Annotated in this window: 29 protein-coding genes; 28 read left to right on the forward strand and 1 reads right to left on the reverse strand. The window is 46.5% G+C overall.

The window, feature by feature from the left end:
• The first annotated feature begins 230 nt into the window (after positions 1-230).
• From rpsJ to rplQ, 28 genes are all read left to right on the forward strand, one after another.
• On the forward strand, positions 231-542 hold the full coding sequence (gene rpsJ / locus Nant_RS11515; RefSeq protein ID WP_054341808.1) for a 30S ribosomal protein S10: 312 nt from the start codon (positions 231-233) through the stop codon (positions 540-542).
• A gap of 112 nt (positions 543-654) precedes the next feature.
• Complete coding sequence (gene rplC / locus Nant_RS11520; RefSeq protein ID WP_054341809.1) at positions 655-1293, forward strand: 50S ribosomal protein L3; 639 nt, start codon at positions 655-657, stop codon at positions 1291-1293.
• A gap of 11 nt (positions 1294-1304) precedes the next feature.
• Positions 1305-1910, forward strand: coding sequence for a 50S ribosomal protein L4 (gene rplD / locus Nant_RS11525; protein ID WP_054341810.1), 606 nt, complete (start codon positions 1305-1307; stop codon positions 1908-1910).
• Complete coding sequence (rplW, locus tag Nant_RS11530; RefSeq protein ID WP_054341811.1) at positions 1907-2203, forward strand: 50S ribosomal protein L23; 297 nt, start codon at positions 1907-1909, stop codon at positions 2201-2203. The genes rplD and rplW overlap by 4 nt, the downstream gene beginning before the upstream one ends.
• A 13-nt stretch (positions 2204-2216) precedes the next feature.
• Positions 2217-3044: a 50S ribosomal protein L2 gene (rplB, locus tag Nant_RS11535; protein WP_054341812.1), complete on the forward strand. Its 828-nt coding sequence runs from the start codon at positions 2217-2219 to the stop codon at positions 3042-3044.
• A 19-nt stretch (positions 3045-3063) separates the two neighbouring features.
• Entirely contained in the window at positions 3064-3339 is a 276-nt protein-coding gene (rpsS, locus tag Nant_RS11540; RefSeq protein WP_054341813.1) for a 30S ribosomal protein S19, read from the forward strand.
• Positions 3340-3353: 14 nt separating this feature from the next.
• Positions 3354-3683, forward strand: a complete 330-nt coding sequence (rplV, locus tag Nant_RS11545) for a 50S ribosomal protein L22 (RefSeq protein WP_054341814.1) — start codon at positions 3354-3356, stop codon at positions 3681-3683.
• A gap of 24 nt (positions 3684-3707) precedes the next feature.
• The gene (gene rpsC / locus Nant_RS11550; RefSeq protein WP_054341815.1) at positions 3708-4394 is read left to right on the forward strand and encodes a 30S ribosomal protein S3; all 687 of its coding nucleotides are present in this window, start codon (positions 3708-3710) and stop codon (positions 4392-4394) included.
• An 11-nt stretch (positions 4395-4405) separates the two neighbouring features.
• Positions 4406-4819, forward strand: a complete 414-nt coding sequence (rplP, locus tag Nant_RS11555) for a 50S ribosomal protein L16 (protein ID WP_054341816.1) — start codon at positions 4406-4408, stop codon at positions 4817-4819.
• On the forward strand, positions 4819-5013 hold the full coding sequence (gene rpmC, locus Nant_RS11560; RefSeq protein WP_054341817.1) for a 50S ribosomal protein L29: 195 nt from the start codon (positions 4819-4821) through the stop codon (positions 5011-5013). The genes rplP and rpmC overlap by 1 nt, the downstream gene beginning before the upstream one ends.
• Positions 5010-5273: a 30S ribosomal protein S17 gene (rpsQ, locus tag Nant_RS11565; RefSeq protein ID WP_054341818.1), complete on the forward strand. Its 264-nt coding sequence runs from the start codon at positions 5010-5012 to the stop codon at positions 5271-5273. Before rpmC ends, rpsQ begins: the two co-directional genes overlap by 4 nt.
• 75 nt (positions 5274-5348) lie before the next feature.
• Positions 5349-5717 carry a 50S ribosomal protein L14 gene (gene rplN, locus Nant_RS11570; RefSeq protein WP_054341819.1) on the forward strand — a complete coding sequence of 123 codons (369 nt, stop codon included), beginning with the start codon at positions 5349-5351 and terminating at the stop codon, positions 5715-5717.
• A 100-nt stretch (positions 5718-5817) separates the two neighbouring features.
• The gene (gene rplX / locus Nant_RS11575) at positions 5818-6141 is read left to right on the forward strand and encodes a 50S ribosomal protein L24 (protein ID WP_054341820.1); all 324 of its coding nucleotides are present in this window, start codon (positions 5818-5820) and stop codon (positions 6139-6141) included.
• Positions 6142-6153: 12 nt separating this feature from the next.
• Positions 6154-6693: a 50S ribosomal protein L5 gene (rplE, locus tag Nant_RS11580; protein WP_054341821.1), complete on the forward strand. Its 540-nt coding sequence runs from the start codon at positions 6154-6156 to the stop codon at positions 6691-6693.
• Positions 6694-6707: 14 nt separating this feature from the next.
• A complete protein-coding gene (gene rpsN / locus Nant_RS11585; protein WP_054341822.1) occupies positions 6708-7013 on the forward strand; it encodes a 30S ribosomal protein S14 in 306 nt (101 codons plus the stop codon).
• Positions 7014-7096: 83 nt separating this feature from the next.
• Positions 7097-7489, forward strand: a complete 393-nt coding sequence (gene rpsH, locus Nant_RS11590; RefSeq protein ID WP_054341823.1) for a 30S ribosomal protein S8 — start codon at positions 7097-7099, stop codon at positions 7487-7489.
• A gap of 9 nt (positions 7490-7498) precedes the next feature.
• Complete coding sequence (gene rplF, locus Nant_RS11595) at positions 7499-8032, forward strand: 50S ribosomal protein L6 (protein ID WP_054341824.1); 534 nt, start codon at positions 7499-7501, stop codon at positions 8030-8032.
• Positions 8033-8041: 9 nt separating this feature from the next.
• Complete coding sequence (rplR, locus tag Nant_RS11600; RefSeq protein ID WP_054341825.1) at positions 8042-8392, forward strand: 50S ribosomal protein L18; 351 nt, start codon at positions 8042-8044, stop codon at positions 8390-8392.
• Positions 8393-8403: 11 nt separating this feature from the next.
• Entirely contained in the window at positions 8404-8904 is a 501-nt protein-coding gene (gene rpsE / locus Nant_RS11605; protein WP_054341826.1) for a 30S ribosomal protein S5, read from the forward strand.
• A gap of 6 nt (positions 8905-8910) precedes the next feature.
• Positions 8911-9093: a 50S ribosomal protein L30 gene (gene rpmD / locus Nant_RS11610; protein WP_054341827.1), complete on the forward strand. Its 183-nt coding sequence runs from the start codon at positions 8911-8913 to the stop codon at positions 9091-9093.
• Positions 9094-9107: 14 nt separating this feature from the next.
• The gene (rplO, locus tag Nant_RS11615) at positions 9108-9542 is read left to right on the forward strand and encodes a 50S ribosomal protein L15 (protein WP_054341828.1); all 435 of its coding nucleotides are present in this window, start codon (positions 9108-9110) and stop codon (positions 9540-9542) included.
• On the forward strand, positions 9543-10871 hold the full coding sequence (gene secY / locus Nant_RS11620) for a preprotein translocase subunit SecY (RefSeq protein ID WP_054341829.1): 1329 nt from the start codon (positions 9543-9545) through the stop codon (positions 10869-10871).
• 16 nt (positions 10872-10887) lie between these two features.
• Entirely contained in the window at positions 10888-11004 is a 117-nt protein-coding gene (gene rpmJ, locus Nant_RS11625; protein ID WP_028470370.1) for a 50S ribosomal protein L36, read from the forward strand.
• A gap of 128 nt (positions 11005-11132) precedes the next feature.
• Positions 11133-11489 (forward strand): 30S ribosomal protein S13, encoded by a 357-nt coding sequence (gene rpsM, locus Nant_RS11630; RefSeq protein ID WP_054341830.1) that lies wholly within the window; start codon positions 11133-11135, stop codon positions 11487-11489.
• A 25-nt stretch (positions 11490-11514) separates the two neighbouring features.
• The gene (gene rpsK, locus Nant_RS11635) at positions 11515-11904 is read left to right on the forward strand and encodes a 30S ribosomal protein S11 (RefSeq protein WP_028470372.1); all 390 of its coding nucleotides are present in this window, start codon (positions 11515-11517) and stop codon (positions 11902-11904) included.
• Between the two features lie 15 nt (positions 11905-11919).
• A complete protein-coding gene (gene rpsD / locus Nant_RS11640) occupies positions 11920-12540 on the forward strand; it encodes a 30S ribosomal protein S4 (RefSeq protein ID WP_054341831.1) in 621 nt (206 codons plus the stop codon).
• Positions 12541-12566: 26 nt separating this feature from the next.
• Complete coding sequence (locus Nant_RS11645; RefSeq protein WP_054341832.1) at positions 12567-13571, forward strand: DNA-directed RNA polymerase subunit alpha; 1005 nt, start codon at positions 12567-12569, stop codon at positions 13569-13571.
• Between the two features lie 39 nt (positions 13572-13610).
• On the forward strand, positions 13611-14000 hold the full coding sequence (rplQ, locus tag Nant_RS11650) for a 50S ribosomal protein L17 (RefSeq protein WP_054341833.1): 390 nt from the start codon (positions 13611-13613) through the stop codon (positions 13998-14000).
• Positions 14001-14054: 54 nt separating this feature from the next.
• Here the strand turns inward: rplQ and uvrA are convergent, their stop codons facing one another.
• On the reverse strand, positions 14055-16880 hold the full coding sequence (uvrA, locus tag Nant_RS11655) for an excinuclease ABC subunit UvrA (protein WP_054341834.1): 2826 nt from the start codon (positions 16878-16880) through the stop codon (positions 14055-14057).
• Between the last annotated feature and the right edge of the window lie 30 nt (positions 16881-16910).

Below are 16910 nucleotides of genomic sequence, written 5' to 3' on the forward strand. Positions count from 1 at the left end.
GGCGGCCGTACAGTCGGTGCTGGTGTTGTAGCTAAAATTATCGCTTAATCTCAATACGAGATTAAAAAGATGATAAAAAGCCCTCTAATTGAGGGCTTTTTTGTTTTTGGTTAAAAAACACTCGATCTGTCTTGACGTAGGCTGCTCTCCTGAGTAGAATTTGCGTCCCCTTCATAATAGGAGGGGAGGTCGGCTTTGGCCGTAATAAAACTTTAAAAAGTGTGATCAAAATGCAAAATCAGAAAATTAGAATACGTCTGAAAGCGTTTGATCATCGCCTGATAGATTCGTCCGCGCAGGAAATTGTAAATACTGCAAAGCGTACGGGTGCACAGGTGAATGGTCCGATCCCGCTTCCAACTCGTAAAGAACGTTTTACTGTTCTGATCTCTCCGCATGTCAATAAAGATGCGCGTGATCAGTATGAAATTCGTACGCATAAGCGTGTTCTGGATATCGTTGAGCCAACAGAAAAAACTGTTGATGCTTTGATGAAGCTGGATCTTGCTGCGGGTGTAGAAGTGCAGATCAGTTTAGGCTAATCAGTCACTGCGCAGAATTATTTATTTAATGAAGCGCTGTTTGTGGAATGCTCCTGAAAAGGGCAGCCGTAGTGGGTAACAGCCCCGTACACAACTGGCAGAGGTAAAAGAGATGTCTGTAGGTTTAATCGGACGTAAAGCGGGTATGACTCGCATCTTCACTGAAGATGGAGTATCCGTGCCAGTCACGGTCATCGAAGTGGATCCGAATCGCGTAACACAGGTTAAAACTGTTGAAACTGACGGCTACCAAGCTGTGCAGGTGACTACTGGTGCTGTTAAGGTTAATCGCCTGAACAAGCCAAAAGCTGGTCATTTTGCAAAAGCGGGTGTGGTTGCAGGGCGTGGTTTGTGGGAGTTCCGCTTGTCGGGTGATGAAGAAATCAACGTTGGTGATTCACTAACGGTTGAGCGCTTCGCAGTAGGTCAGAAAGTTGATGTTGCTGGGCAATCTAAAGGTAAAGGTTTTCAGGGTGCTATTAAGCGCTGGAACTTTTCCATGCAAGATGCGACTCATGGTAACTCACTGTCTCACCGTTCTGCAGGTTCCATCGGTCAGTGTCAGACCCCTGGTCGTGTTTGGAAAGGCAAGAAGATGGCGGGCCATATGGGAGCTGAACGCGTTACTATTCAGACTCTGGAAGTTGTGCGTGTAGACGCAGAACGCAACCTGTTATTGATCAAGGGTGCTGTTCCAGGCGCAACTGGCGGTGACGTAATCGTTATACCAGCTGTTAAAGCTGGCGCCTAAGGGGGGTTATGATGAATCTGAATCTCGCTGGAGCTAATGGATCGGTCGAAGTATCCGATTCCGCATTTGGTAAAGAATTCAACGAAGCATTAGTACATCAGGTAGTTACTGCATACCTGGCTGGTGCTCGTCAAGGTACAAAAGCACAGAAAACTCGCTCTGAAGTTTCTGGTGGTGGTGCTAAGCCATTCCGTCAGAAAGGAACAGGTCGTGCGCGTGCCGGTACAATCCGTTCGCCAATCTGGCGTAGTGGTGGTGTTACGTTTGCTGCGAAGCCGCGTAACCACTCGCAAAAAGTGAACAAAAAAATGTACCGTGCAGCAATGCGCTGCATTTTCTCTGAATTGGTTCGCCAGGATCGTCTGGTAGTTGTTGATCAGTTCAGCATCGATACGCCGAAAACTAAACAGTTTATTGCTAAGATGAAAGAATTTGATCTGGCAAGTGCGTTAATCGTGACTGAAGATGTTGAAGCAAACCTATATCTAGCTGCTCGCAACGTTCCACATGTGGACGTGCGTGATGTTGCAGGAATCGATCCGGTTAGCCTGGTTGGTTTCGAGAAGGTTGTAGTTACTGTATCTGCTCTTAAGAAAATTGAGGAGGCATTAGCATGAACCAGGAACGTCTATACAAAGTATTGTTAGGTCCTCATATCTCGGAAAAAGCAACTATTATCGCTGACGATGCTCAGCAGGTAGTTTTTCGTGTGGCTAAAGATGCTACCAAACCTGAAATCAAACAGGCAGTAGAGCAGTTGTTTAACGTCAAAGTATCTGACGTGAATGTTCTAAATGCTAAGGGTAAGACCAAGCGCACTGCACGCGGCCTAGGCAAGCGTAGCGATGTTCGTAAGGCATATGTATGTCTTGCTGCTGGCTCTGAGATTGATTTTCTTGGTGGCGAATAAGAGAGGTTAAGTTATGGCGGTTATAAAATCAAAGCCAACCTCTGCTGGACGTCGTCACGTAGTTAAGGTTGCTAGCGTTAAGCTGCATAAAGGCAAGCCTTTAGCTGCATTGATCGAAAAGAAAAGCAAGAGCGGTGGTCGTAACAACAACGGTCGCATTACGACACGTCACATTGGTGGCGGTCATAAGCAACATTACCGTGTTGTAGATTTTCGACGCAATAAAGATGGCATTCCGGCGGTTGTTGAGCACTTGGAATACGATCCAAACCGTACCGCGCACCTTGCGCTGCTGAAATATGCAGACGGTGAGCGTCGCTATATTATTGCGCCAAAAGGTGTTGAAGCCGGAGCTAATTTGCTGTCCGGTGTTGATGCTTCTATTAAAGCGGGTAACACGTTGCCATTGCGCAACATACCTTTGGGTAGTGTTATTCACTGTATCGAACTAAAGCCAGGTAAAGGTGCACAGATTGCTCGTTCTGCGGGTACATCTGCTCAGTTAGTTGCGCGTGAAGGCGCCTACGCTACTTTGCGTCTGCGTTCTGGTGAGATGCGTAAAGTACTGGTTGAGTGTCGTGCAACGTTGGGTGAAGTTGGCAACAGTGAACACAGTCTGCGTCAGCTCGGTAAAGCCGGGGCTATGCGTTGGAGAGGTGTTCGTCCTACCGTTCGCGGTGTTGCGATGAACCCGGTAGACCATCCACATGGTGGTGGTGAAGGTCGTACTTCGGGCGGTCGTCATCCTGTTACTCCATGGGGTGTTCCAACTAAAGGTTATAAGACACGTAAGAACAAACGTACGGACAAATTAATCGTTCGTCGTCGTTCGGCTAAGTAACTAATTTGAGGATACAGCTGTGCCACGTTCACTGAAGAAAGGTCCATTTATCGACCTTCACCTGTTGAAGAAGGTAGAAGCTGCAATTGATGCAGGCGATCGTAAACCAATTAAAACCTGGTCACGTCGCTCGACTATCTTCCCACATTTTGTTGGGATGACGATTGCAGTTCATAACGGCCGCCAGCACGTTCCAGTCTTTGTGACTGAAGATATGGTAGGTCATAAACTTGGCGAATTCGCTGCTACGCGCACTTATCGTGGCCATGCTGCGAATAAGAAGGCTAAGCGTTAATAAGGGGTTAAATGATGGAAGTCGCTGCTAAATTAATTGGCGCTCGCATTTCTGCCCAGAAAGCGCGCTTAGTCGCTGATCAGATTCGCGGGAAGTCGGTGGGAGAAGCTTTGAATATCTTAGCTTTTAGCCCGAAAAAAGGGGCAGAACTCGTCAAAAAAGTGCTGGAGTCTGCAATTGCAAACGCCGAGCATAATGACGGTGCTGATATTGATGAGTTGCATGTGTCTGTCATCTTTGTAGATGAAGGTGTGACAATGAAACGCATCAAGCCACGTGCCAAGGGTCGCGCTGATCGCATCCTGAAGCGCAACTCCCACATCACCGTTAAGGTGTCCGACTAAGGCTGAGTGCTAGGAGAGTTCGTTATGGGTCAGAAAATACATCCGACCGGTATTCGACTTGGTATCGTCAAAGACCACACTTCTGTGTGGTATGCCGACAAGTCTGAGTATTCAAGAAAATTGCTGAATGACCTTAAGGTGCGTGAGTATCTTGAGGGTCAGTTAAAAAATGCATCTGTGAGCCGCATTGAAATTGAACGTCCTGCACAGAATGCAAAGATCACAATCTACACGGCTCGTCCGGGTATTGTGATCGGTAAGAAAGGTGAAGATGTCGAGAAGCTGCGTAATGCTACTTCTGCTATGATGGGTGTTCCTGTCCACATCAACATCGAAGAGATTCGCAAGCCTGAACTTGATGCTATGTTAGTAGCACAAGGTGTTGCTAGTCAGCTTGAGCGTCGTGTTATGTTCCGTCGTGCTATGAAGCGCGCAGTTCAGAATGCAATGCGTTTAGGTGCTAAGGGCATTAAAATTCAGGTTGGTGGTCGTTTAGGTGGCGCTGAGATCGCGCGTTCTGAGTGGTATCGTGAAGGTCGTGTACCTTTGCATACATTCCGTGCTGATATCGATTACGCTCCTTATGAAGCGCACACTACGTATGGTGTGATTGGCGTTAAAGTCTGGATCTTCAAAGGTGAGATTCTTGGTGGTATCGAACAGGTACGTGCTGAGAAGAAAAATACGCCTAAGAAGAAAGGTTCTAAGTGAGGTAAACGTCAATGCTGCAACCTAAACGACTGAAATACCGTAAGGTAATGAAAGGTCGCAACCGTGGCCTTGCTCAGCGCGGTAGTAAAGTTAGCTTTGGTGAATATGGTCTTAAAGCTACAGGCCGTTGTCGCATAACTGCGCGCCAGATCGAAGCTGCTCGTCGAGCTATGACCCGTCACGTAAAACGTGGTGGTAAAATCTGGATTCGTATCTTTCCAGACAAGCCAATTACAAATAAGCCACTTGAAGTGCGTATGGGTAAAGGTAAGGGTAACGTAGAATATTGGGTAGCGCAGATCCAGCCGGGTCGTGTGTTGTTCGAAATCAGCGGTGTACCTGAAGAACTGGTTAACGAAGCATTCGCACTTGCGACGGCTAAGCTTCCAGTGTCTACAACCATTGTCAAACGGACGGTGATGTAATGAATGCCAATGAACTGCGTGAAAAGTCTTCCGAAGAGCTTCAGCAAGCATTGCTGGGTCTTCTGAAAGATCAGTTTCATCTGCGTATGCAGAAAGCAACTGGTCAGCTGTCGCAGACTCACCTCCTGGGTCAGGTTCGTCGCGACGTTGCTCGCGTTAAGACAGTACTGAAAGATAAGGCAGGTGATAAATGAGCGCTGAAAAACGTACTCGCACTGTTGTTGGGCGTGTTGTCAGTGACAAGATGGATAAAACCATCACTGTCCTGGTTGAGCGTAAAGAGAAGCATCCGATTTATGGTAAATACATGACTCGCTCCTCTAAGCTACATGCTCACGATGAAAAAAATGAGTGCCAGATGGGTGATCTTGTAATTATTGAAGAAACCCGTCCTTACTCCAAGAGTAAAACTTGGGCGCTCGTAAGTATTGAAGAGCGTGCTGCGAAGGTGTAGAATACGCGCCTTCGCTCCAGTTGACGGTTTGCCCGTCATATATTGACGGGCAGCTAACATATTTTGGAGTAGAACATGATTCAAACTGAATCAATGCTTGATGTCGCTGATAATAGCGGTGCAAAGCGAGTGCAGTGTATTAAAGTTCTGGGTGGTTCACACCGCCGTTACGCAGGTATTGGTGACATCATTAAAGTTACTGTGAAGGAAGCGATTCCGCGTGGTAAAGTTAAAAAAGGTCAGGTGCTTAACGCTGTTGTTGTCCGTACTCGTAAGGGTGTTCGTCGTCCTGATGGTTCGGTCATTCGCTTTGATGTTAACTCAGCGGTAATACTGAACGCGAACCTTGCACCAATGGGTACGCGTATTTTTGGCCCAGTAACGCGTGAACTTCGTACTGAGAAGTTCATGAAAATCATTTCCCTGGCGCCTGAAGTGCTTTAAGACTTTTGTTCATATGAACTTTTGTCTTCAAAACGCCACTCCCGAAAGGGTTTGGCGTTTTTGAGCATGAGCAGGTAGTAGGAAGCGATATAGGTATATCATGCGAAAAATTTTAAGCAGCGACGAAGTAATCGTTATTGCAGGAAAAGATAAAGGTAAGCGCGGTAAAGTTCTTCTTGTTCTGAAGAATGATCGCCTTATGATTTCCGGTATCAACATGGTTAAAAAGCACACCAAGCCTAACCCTCAGTTGGGTAAGCCAGGTGGTATTGTTGAGAAAGAAGCAAGCATTGCTACATCTAACGTTGCGATTTTTAATGCCGCAACGGGTAAAGGTGATCGTGTGGGCTTTAAAGTGCTTGAAGACGGCACGAAGGTTCGCTTCTTCAAATCCAACGGCGAAATCGTCGGCGGCGGAAAATAAGGAGCGAGTGTCATGTCTAGATTAAAAACGCTTTATGCAAACGAAGTTAAGCAGCAGCTTAAAGAAGAATTAAACAGCCCTAATATTATGGCTGTGCCTCGTATCACGAAAATCACACTGAACATGGGTGTTGGTGAAGCTTTAGGTGATAAAAAGCAGCTTGAATACGCTGTAAATGATATGACAGCTATTGCTGGTCAGAAACCTGTAGTAACACTGGCACGTACATCAATTGCTGGCTTCAAAGTTCGTGAAGGTTGGCCGATTGGATGTAAAGTGACACTGCGCGGAAAGCAAATGTGGGATTTCCTGGATCGTTTGGTAGATATTTCTATCCCGCGTATTCGTGACTTCCGTGGCCTCAACCCGAAATCTTTTGACGGTCGTGGCAACTACAGCATGGGTGTCAAAGAGCAGATTATTTTCCCTGAAATCGAATATGATAAAGTGGATAAATTGCGTGGTCTGGATATTACGATCACAACTACTGCTAAGACAAACGACGAGGGTCGGGCTCTGCTGACTGCCCTGAATTTCCCGTTTAAGATTTAGACAAGGGTTGAAGAATGGCTAAGACATCTATGAAGGCGCGTGAAGATAAGCGTACCAAAGCTGTTGTTAAGTTTGCTGTAAAGCGCACTCAGCTTAAAGAAATTATCAAAAGTGTTTCATCTTCTGATGAAGAACGTTGGGACGCAACAGTTGCGCTGCAGAAATTGCCGCGTGACTCTAGCCCGAGCCGTCAGCGTAACCGTTGTCAAATTACTGGTCGCCCACATGGTGTGTACCGTAAATTTGGTCTGTGTCGTAATAAACTGCGTGAAGCAGCAATGCGCGGTGATGTGCCGGGTCTTAAGAAGGCAAGCTGGTAATACAGTTTGCTTAAATGGTAAGCACGATGGTCTGGGCAGGTGACTGCTACCGCGTCGTGCTGCACAACTGAGGAAGTAAATGCATGAGCATGCAAGATACCTTAGCGGATATGTGTACTCGTATTCGTAATGGTCATATGGCTGAAAAAACAGCTGTATCCATGCCGTCTTCCAAAATGAAAGTATCAGTTGCAGAAGTGTTGAAGAATGAAGGTTATATTGCTGACTACGCTGTAGAAGGCGAAGCGAAACCTCTTCTCACGATTGAACTGAAATACTTCGATGGTAAGCCGGTTATTGAAGATATTAAAAGAGTTAGTCGTCCTGGTCTGCGCATCTATAAGGCAACTAAACAGCTGCCTACTATTGCGGCTGGTCTGGGTGTTGCGATCGTTTCCACCTCAAAAGGTGTGATGACTGATCGTGCTGCGCGCGCTGCCGGTATCGGTGGTGAAATCATTTGCACGGTATTCTAAGGGGTTACAATGTCACGTATTGCTAAAAATCCCGTAGTTATTCCTGCAGGTGTTGAGTTAAAACTTGATGGTCAATCTGTCAGCGTAACTGGTACTAAGGGCCAGTTAGCTATTCATATGCACCCATCTGTTTGTATGGAACAAGACGGAAATGTACTGACGTTTACTGCGCGGGATGGTTCTAAAATCTCTCGTTCTATGTCAGGTACCGCTCGTTCTATCGTTAACAATATGGTTGTTGGTGTATGCGACGGTTTTGCGAAAACTTTGTTATTACAGGGTGTTGGTTATCGTGCCAATGTTAAAGATGATGCTATCAATCTTACCCTGGGTTTCTCGCACCCAATCGAATATAAATTGCCTGAAGGCATAACAGCTGAAATGCCTAACCAAACCACAATTATTATTCGTGGTGCTGATAAACAGCGTGTTGGTCAGGTAGCGGCAGAAGTTCGCGCGTTTCGTCCGCCAGAGCCTTATAAAGGTAAAGGTGTTCGTTATGCTGACGAGCTTGTTCGTCGTAAAGAGGCTAAGAAGAAGTAAGGCAGGGTTATGAACGCTAAGAAAAAAGCTCGTATTCGTCGCTCACTTCGTTCCCGCCTGAAAATGCGTGAACTGGGTGCTACGCGTCTGTGTGTTAATCGCACACCGCGTCACATTTATGCTCAGCTTATCTCTGCTGATGGTGGTCAGGTTCTGGCTTCTGCATCAACAGTTGAGCAAGCGTTGCGCTCAGGTACTACTGGTAACGCTGAAGCGGCTGTTAAAGTAGGCGCCCTGATTGCAGAGCGTGCTAAAGAAGCAGGTATCACTAAAGTTGCTTTCGATCGTTCGGGATTTAAATTCCACGGTCGTATTAAAGCGCTAGCTGACGCAGCCCGTGAAGGCGGCCTAGAATTCTAAAGGGGTCGATGATGTCAAATCACGAACAAAAAGATGGTGATCTACAGGAAAAGCTGGTTCAAGTAAATCGCGTAGCCAAAGTAGTTAAAGGTGGTCGCATATTTGCTTTTACAGCATTGACTGTAGTTGGTGACGGCAAAGGTCGTGTAGGCTTCGGTCGAGGTAAGGCTCGCGAAGTCCCTGTTGCAATTCAAAAAGCAATGGAAGCGGCTCGTCGTAACATGATCCGTGTTGAGCTTAATGGTGATACGCTTCAGTATCCTATTAAAGCGCGTCACGGTGCTTCAAAAATATACATGCAGCCAGCCTCGCAGGGTACTGGTGTAATTGCCGGTGGTGCTATGCGTTCCGTGTTGGAAATCGCTGGTGTGCATAACGTATTGGCTAAATGCTACGGATCTACAAATCCTATCAACGTGGTACGTGCAACATTCAAAGGTTTGCAGCAAATGCGCTCACCTGAAGATATTGCCGCTAAACGTGGTAAGTCAGTAGAAGAGATTCTGGGGTAGACGATTATGGCTAATACTTTGAAAGTAAAACTGGTCCGCAGCCCAATCGGTATCCTCCCTAAGCACAAATTATGTGTTAAGGGTCTTGGTTTGCGCCGTATCGGACATATCGTTGAGCTGGAAGATACTCCTTCAGTTCGCGGTATGATCAACAAGGTCCACTACATGGTTAATGTAGTAGGCGAGTAAGAGGAGTTCGTCATATGCGTCTGAACACTCTCAGTCCAGCTGCTGGTTCTAAGCCTGCACCAAAACGCGTTGGTCGCGGTATTGGTTCTGGTTTAGGGAAAACCTGTGGTCGTGGTCACAAGGGTCAGAAGTCCCGCTCTGGCGGTACTGTTAAACCGGGTTTTGAAGGCGGTCAGATGCCTTTGCAGCGTCGTCTGCCGAAGTTCGGCTTCACTTCCCGTAAAGCACGTTTCGTAGCTGAAGTTCGTTTAAACGAACTAAACAATATCGAAGCAGATGTAATCGATCTGGCAGCGTTGAAGGCTGCGGATATTATCTCTGAAGAGATAAAATCTGTAAAAGTCATTCTGTCAGGTGAGCTTAAGAAAGCAGTCAGCATTAAAGGTCTTCGTGTGACTAAAGGTGCTTTGGTTGCAATCGAAACTGCTGGCGGCAAAGTCGAGGCGTAAATGGCTAAAAAAGGATCAATACCGGCAGGCAATCAAAGCGGTTTAGGTGAGCTATGGGCTCGTCTTCGCTTTGTGCTACTGGCAATCGTGGTTTATCGTATCGGTGCACATATTCCTGTGCCTGGTATTAACCCTGATCGTCTGGCAGCACTGTTCGATCAAAATCAGGGGACGATTCTGAGTCTCTTCAATATGTTTTCAGGCGGTGCTTTGGAGCGCATGAGTATTCTTGCGCTTGGTATCATGCCGTATATCTCTGCCTCTATTATTATGCAGTTGATGACGGTTGTGAGTCCGCAGCTTGAGCAGTTGAAGAAAGAAGGAGAATCAGGTCGTCGTAAAATCAACCAATACACACGTTACGGCACGGTATTGCTAGCAACTGTTCAGTCATTTGGTATGGCTGTAGGGCTTGCTAATCAGGGGATTGCCTTTATAGGTGGACCTGGCTTCTATTTTGTTGCAGTTGTAACTTTAGTCGCTGGCGCTGTTTTCCTGATGTGGTTAGGCGAGCAAGTCACTGAGCGCGGTATTGGTAATGGTATTTCGATTTTGATTTTCGCTGGTATTGTTGCTGGTCTTCCCAGTGCTATCGGACAGTCTTTTGAGTCTGCTCGACAGGGTGATTTGAATATTCTTGCGTTGTTGGCAATCGCTGTCTTAGCGGTGGCAACTGTCGGTTTTGTGGTGTTTATGGAGCGCGGTCAACGCCGTATTACTATAAACTACGCAAAACGTCAGCAAGGGCGTCAGGTTTACGCTGCACAGACCAGTCACTTGCCATTGAAAGTTAATATGGCTGGTGTTATTCCGCCAATATTTGCTTCTAGCATTTTGCTGTTTCCTGCATCGGTCGGACAGTGGTTTGGTCAGACTGAGGGGATGGAATGGTTGCAGGATTTTGCCTTGGCCTTAGGTCCTGGTCAGCCTTTGTACATCATTCTATTCTCAATTTGCATAGTGTTTTTCTGCTACTTTTACACGGCGATTATGTTTAATCCTCGTGAAGTGGCAGACAACTTGAAGAAGTCGGGTGCTTTTATCCCGGGCATACGCCCAGGAGAGCAATCAGCTCGTTACATAGACTCAGTGTTAGGTCGACTTACATTGTTTGGTGCACTCTATATCACAGCGGTGTCATTAATGCCGCAGTTTCTCGTGGTTGCGTGGAATGTGCCTTTCTACTTTGGCGGAACATCTCTGCTAATTGTAGTAGTTGTTGTAATGGACTTTATGGCTCAGGTGCAGTCACATTTGATGTCTCACCAATACGAGTCCCTGATGAAAAAATCAAATCTCAAAGGTGGCGGCGCGGGTTTAATGCGCTGAGCGCTAGGAGTGGATCATGAAGGTGCGTGCATCTGTTAAAAAGATTTGTCGTAACTGCAAGATTGTACGTCGCAACGGTGCGGTTCGTGTTATCTGTAAGGTGGAACCTCGCCATAAGCAGCGTCAAGGTTAGAATAATACAAGGGAGTAGGGAGTGCGGGTCTTGTTTTAATTTAATTCAAGACGTATAATACCGCGCTTTCTATGAACATATTTATAGATTTGTGCTCATGTGAGCACATTTAAGATGGAGTAAGTTGAATGGCCCGTATAGCTGGCGTCAATATTCCTGACAATAAGCATGCGGTTATTTCTCTGACTTACATTTATGGGATTGGCCGTACGACTGCAAAAAAAATCTGCGAAGCTTCTGGAGTTACTGAAGCAACAAAGATTTACGAGCTTAGCGAAGAGCAGCTCGATGTAGTTCGTGGTGAAGTTGGCAAGTTTACAGTTGAAGGTGACCTACGCCGTGAAGTGTCTATGAGCATTAAGCGTCTCATGGACCTCGGTTGTTTCCGTGGTATTCGTCATCGTCGTAACCTGCCAGTTCGTGGGCAGCGTAGTAAGACCAACGCGCGTACGCGCAAAGGTCCACGTAAGCCGATCCGTAAATAAGTGTTAAGCGATAGGAATTTCCAATATGGCTAAGCCAGGTAATCGCACACGTAAGAAAGTTAAAAAGCAAGTTGTAGATGGGTTAGCTCATATACATGCTTCTTTTAACAATACAATTATCACCATTACAGATCGTCAAGGTAATGCACTTTCATGGGCAACTTCAGGCGGCTCCGGCTTCCGCGGTTCTCGTAAAAGTACACCGTTCGCTGCACAGGTTGCTGCTGAACGTGCCGGACAGGCTGCTTTGGATTATGGTTTGAAAAATCTAGACGTGTTTGTTAAAGGTCCTGGACCTGGTCGTGAATCGGCAGTTCGTGCGCTGAACGGTTGCGGCTACAAAATTACAAACATTACTGACGTAACGCCGATTCCACATAATGGCTGTCGTCCACCGAAAAAACGTCGCGTATAAACTGGAGACGGTATAATGGCAAGATATCTTGGGCCAAAGTGCAAGCTGTCACGCCGTGAAGGTACAGACCTGTTCTTGAAGAGTGGTGTCCGTGCACTGGATAGTAAGTGTAAAGCTGAAACTGTTCCTGGTGTACATGGTGCTCGTCGAGGTCGTCTGTCCGATTACGGTCTACAGCTTCGTGAAAAACAAAAAGTACGTCGTATTTACGGTGTGCTGGAACGTCAGTTCCGCAATTACTACAAAGAAGCGGCTCGTCAGGCTGGCTCTACAGGTGAAAACCTGCTTCAGCTGCTTGAAGGACGTCTGGATAACGTAGTTTATCGTATGGGTTTCGGTTCTACTCGTGCTGAATCTCGTCAGATCGTGTCACATCGCCAGATCACTATTAATGGTCAGGTTGTTAATATTGCATCTTACAAGGTGCAAGCAGGTGACGTGGTCGCAGTTCGTGAAAAAGCTAAGACTCAGTTGCGCCTTAAAAGTGCACTTACTCTAGCTTCGCAGCGTGCTCCAATTGAGTGGGTTTCAGTTGATGCTGGCAAAATGGAAGGCGTATTTAAAGCTTCTCCTGAGCGTAGCGAATTGTCAGCTGACATCAATGAGCAGCTGATCGTCGAGCTGTACTCCAAGTAATTCATGAACTCTTGATTGGTGGAACTATGCAGCGTTCTGTAAATGAGTTTCTGAGTCCTCGTCATATTGACGTTCAGGAAATCAGTAACACACGTGCTAAAGTGACTCTGGAGCCGCTAGAACGCGGTTTCGGTCATACGTTGGGTAATGCATTACGTCGCATTTTACTTTCTTCAATGCCTGGCTGTGCCATCACTGAAGTAGAAATTGACGGCGTTCTGCATGAATACAGCACAATTGAAGGTGTGCAGGAGGATGTCATTGAGATTCTTCTGAACCTGAAAGGTGTTGCTATCACGCTACACAATGGCGAAGAAGCAACATTGACATTGAGCAAGTCAGGCTCAGGTGCTGTAACAGCTGGAGATATTCAGTTGAACCAGGATGCAGAGATTGCAAATCCCGACCACGTGATTGCTCACCTGAACTCAGGTGCGACTCTGAATATGCAGCTTAAGGTAACCAACGGACGTGGTTATGTTCCTGCTGACACTCGCGCTAGTGACGAAGATGAAACTCGTGCTATTGGTCGTCTCCAGTTGGATGCTTCTTATAGCCCGGTACGCCGTGTTTCCTATGTTGTCGAAAGTGCTCGTGTGGAGCAGCGTACTGACCTAGATAAGCTTGTTATTGATATCGAGTCTAACGGTACGATTGATCCTGAAGAGTGCATTCGTCGTGCAGCTACAATTCTTCAGCATCAATTGTCTGTTTTTGTTGATCTTGAAGATGCAGCTGATCAGGCGAAAGATGAGCCTGCAGAGCCGGAAGTAGACCCGATTCTGTTGCGCCCTGTCGATGATTTAGAATTGACGGTTCGTTCCGCCAACTGCCTGAAAGCAGAACAGATCTACTATATTGGTGATCTGATTCAGCGGACAGAAGTTGAGTTGCTGAAGACCCCGAATCTAGGTAAAAAGTCGCTGACAGAGATTAAAGATGTACTGGCTTCCAAAGGTTTATCTTTGGGCATGCGTCTTGAAAACTGGCCTCCGTCTAGCCTTAAGAGCGACGATAAAATCGCATCGTAAGATGCGGTTTTAACTGACCAAGTTGGTAAGGAATTTATAATGCGTCATCGTAAATCTGGTCGCCATTTAAATCGTACCAGCTCGCACCGCAAAGCCATGTTCAAGAACATGTCATGCTCATTATTTGAACATGAACTGATCAGAACTACTTTGCCAAAAGCGAAAGAACTTCGCCGCGTAGCTGAGCCGCTGATTACATTGGCCAAAGAAGATACGGTTGCTAATCGCCGTTTGGCATTCGACCGTACTCGTAGTAAAGAAGCTGTTGGTAAGTTGTTCACCGACCTGGGACCTCGCTATGCGAACCGTCCAGGTGGCTATATCCGCATTTTAAAATGTGGTAATCGCCCAGGTGACTGTGCTCCTATGGCTTATGTTGAACTAGTTGGCCGTAAAGGCACTGGTGCAGCAGAAGAAGTTGAAGGTTAATCTACCTTCATAAAAAAACCCGGCTAAGGCCGGGTTTTTTGTGTCTGTTTGTTTTTACTTGTAAAGTAGTGGCTTAAGAAATCGAGCGGTATGTGAGTCCGATTCATTCGCTACAGATTCCGGCGTACCTGTGGCAACAATAGTACCGCCGTTGATGCCTCCTTCGGGGCCTAGATCAATGATCCAGTCTGCGGTTTTAACGACATCTAGATTGTGCTCTATGATAATGACAGTATTACCATGATCCCTGAGTCTTGATAGCACCGCCATTAATTGCTCAATATCATGAAAGTGTAACCCTGTTGTTGGCTCGTCAAGAATATACAATGTCTTTCCTGTATCCCTCTTAGAAAGTTCTTTTGCGAGTTTTACGCGTTGTGCTTCGCCCCCTGACAACGTTGTCGCTGCTTGTCCTAGCCTTATATATGACAACCCTACATCGATCAGTGTTTGTAAGCGGCGAGAGAGTGCCGGGATTGCATCAAAGAATTCTCTGGCGTCTTCAACTGTGAGTTTAAGGATAGCATCGATACTTTTTCCCTTATATTGAATTTCCAGTGTTTCTCTGTTGTATCGTTTGCTTTTACAAACGTCACACGGTACATAGATATCTGCCAGAAAGTGCATCTCGACCTTGATCACGCCATCACCCTGGCAGGCTTCACAGCGGCCGCCTTTAACGTTGAAGCTGAACCGGCCTGCTTTATAGCCTCGAGAGCGTGCTTCCTGTGTGCCGGCTAGTAGTTCTCTTATGGGTGTGAAAATACCCGTGTAGGTCGCTGGGTTTGACCTAGGTGTACGGCCAATAGGGCTTTGATCAATATCAATGACTTTATCCAGATACTGTAAGCCGTCGATAGCATCATAAGGGGCCGCCTGAAGTGTGGTTGCATGGTTGAGTTCGGTTGCAGCCAGCGGGTATAAAGTATTGTTGATTAGTGTAGATTTTCCTGATCCGGATACGCCTGTTACGCATGTCATCAGGCCGATGGGGATTTCGAGTGTTACATTTTGCAGATTATTGCCTGTCGCACCAGAAAGTCTGAGAATTTTAGAGGTATCGACGGGGTTTCTTTTTTCCGGAATGGCGATGCATTTTTTTCCTGACAGGTACTGTCCGGTTAACGATGCGCTGTTATTGATGACTTCCTCAGGCGTCCCGCAGGCTACGATTTGACCTCCGTGCACTCCTGCTCCCGGTCCTACGTCGATGACATAGTCTGCCAGCCTGATCGCCTCTTCATCATGTTCGACGACGATGACGGTGTTACCCAGATCGCGAAGATGAATCAGCGTTTTAAGTAAGCGTTCATTGTCGCGCTGGTGAAGACCAATGGATGGTTCGTCTAGCACATACATGACGCCAACAAGGCCGGCGCCAATTTGACTTGCCAGGCGGATACGTTGAGCTTCTCCGCCGGATAATGTATCAGCTTTGCGGTCTAACGATAGGTAATCAAGACCTACATTGACCAGGAATGATAATCGGAGTCGTATTTCCTTTAAAATTTTATCAGCGATCTCACCTTGCTTTCCGGTGAGCTTGAGATTTTCATAATATTCAAGACTTAGCCCGATAGGCATCCTTACGAGTTCTGGCAAGGTATGGTTATCTATATATACATGTCTCGCGTCTCTTCTTAAGCGGCTTCCATTACATGATGGGCAGGACTGCATATTCAGATACTTGGCAAGGTCTTCTCTTACCATTTCAGATTCGGTCTCTTTGTAACGGCGTTGCAGGTTGTTTAGTACGCCTTCAAAGGGATGAGACTTAATGATCACATCTCCCCGATCATTCAGGTAAGTGAAAGGTACTTCTACTATGCCTGTTCCTTCCAGGATCAGTGTTTGCTGTTCTTTAGTAAGGTCCTGAAAAGGGGTGTCGATATCAAAGGAATAGTGCTGAGCAACGGCTTTCAGTTGTTGGAAATAATAGAGGGTTCTTCTATCCCATCCTCGTATTGCGCCTTCTGACAAGGTCAGGCTTGGGTCTTGAATGATTTTGCTTGAATCAAAAAATTGCTTCACACCTAACCCATCACAGGTAGGGCAGGCACCATGGGGATTATTGAAAGAGAAAAGTCGAGGCTCCAATTCTTGAATGCTGTGACCACATTGAGGGCAGGCAAAGCGGGATGAGAACACAAGATCAGCAGCTTCGCCGTCCATGTAGGCAATTCGCGCGATACCATCGGTCAGATTCAAGGCGGTTTCAAATGATTCCGCAAGACGAATCTGCAAATCATCGCGCACTTTAAATCTGTCAACAACGGCTTCAATGGTGTGTTTTTTGTTTTTATCTAAATCTGGAGCGCTATCAATATCGATAACGATACCGTTAATTCTTGCACGCACAAATCCTTGTTTCTTGAGGTCGTGAAGCGTGTGTAAGTGCTCACCTTTTCGTCCCTGTACAATCGGGGCCAGAAGCATCAGCTTGCTTCCTTCTTCAAGCCCAAGCACCTGATCAACCATTTGGCTGACCGTTTGAGCTGCAAGCGGTAAGTCATGGTCAGGACAGCGCGGTTCACCGGCTCTTGCATATAAGAGTCGAAGATAATCGTAAATTTCAGTAATTGTACCTACGGTTGAGCGTGGGTTATGCGACGTAGATTTCTGCTCGATAGAAATGGCAGGCGAAAGTCCCTCAATATGATCAACATCCGGTTTTTCCATCATGGATAAAAACTGTCTGGCATAAGTAGACAGGGACTCCACATATCGTCTCTGGCCCTCAGCATATAATGTGTCAAACGCTAATGATGACTTGCCGGAGCCAGAAAGCCCGGTAATAACCACGAGTTTGTCACGCGGAATGTCCAGATCGATATTTTTCAGGTTGTGGGTGCGCGCACCGCGAACCAGAATAGTGTCCATGTTTACTCCAGATAGGAATACAAAAAAGAG

Source organism: Neptunomonas antarctica, assembly GCF_001305295.1.
Taxonomy (GTDB): domain Bacteria; phylum Pseudomonadota; class Gammaproteobacteria; order Pseudomonadales; family Balneatricaceae; genus Neptunomonas; species Neptunomonas antarctica.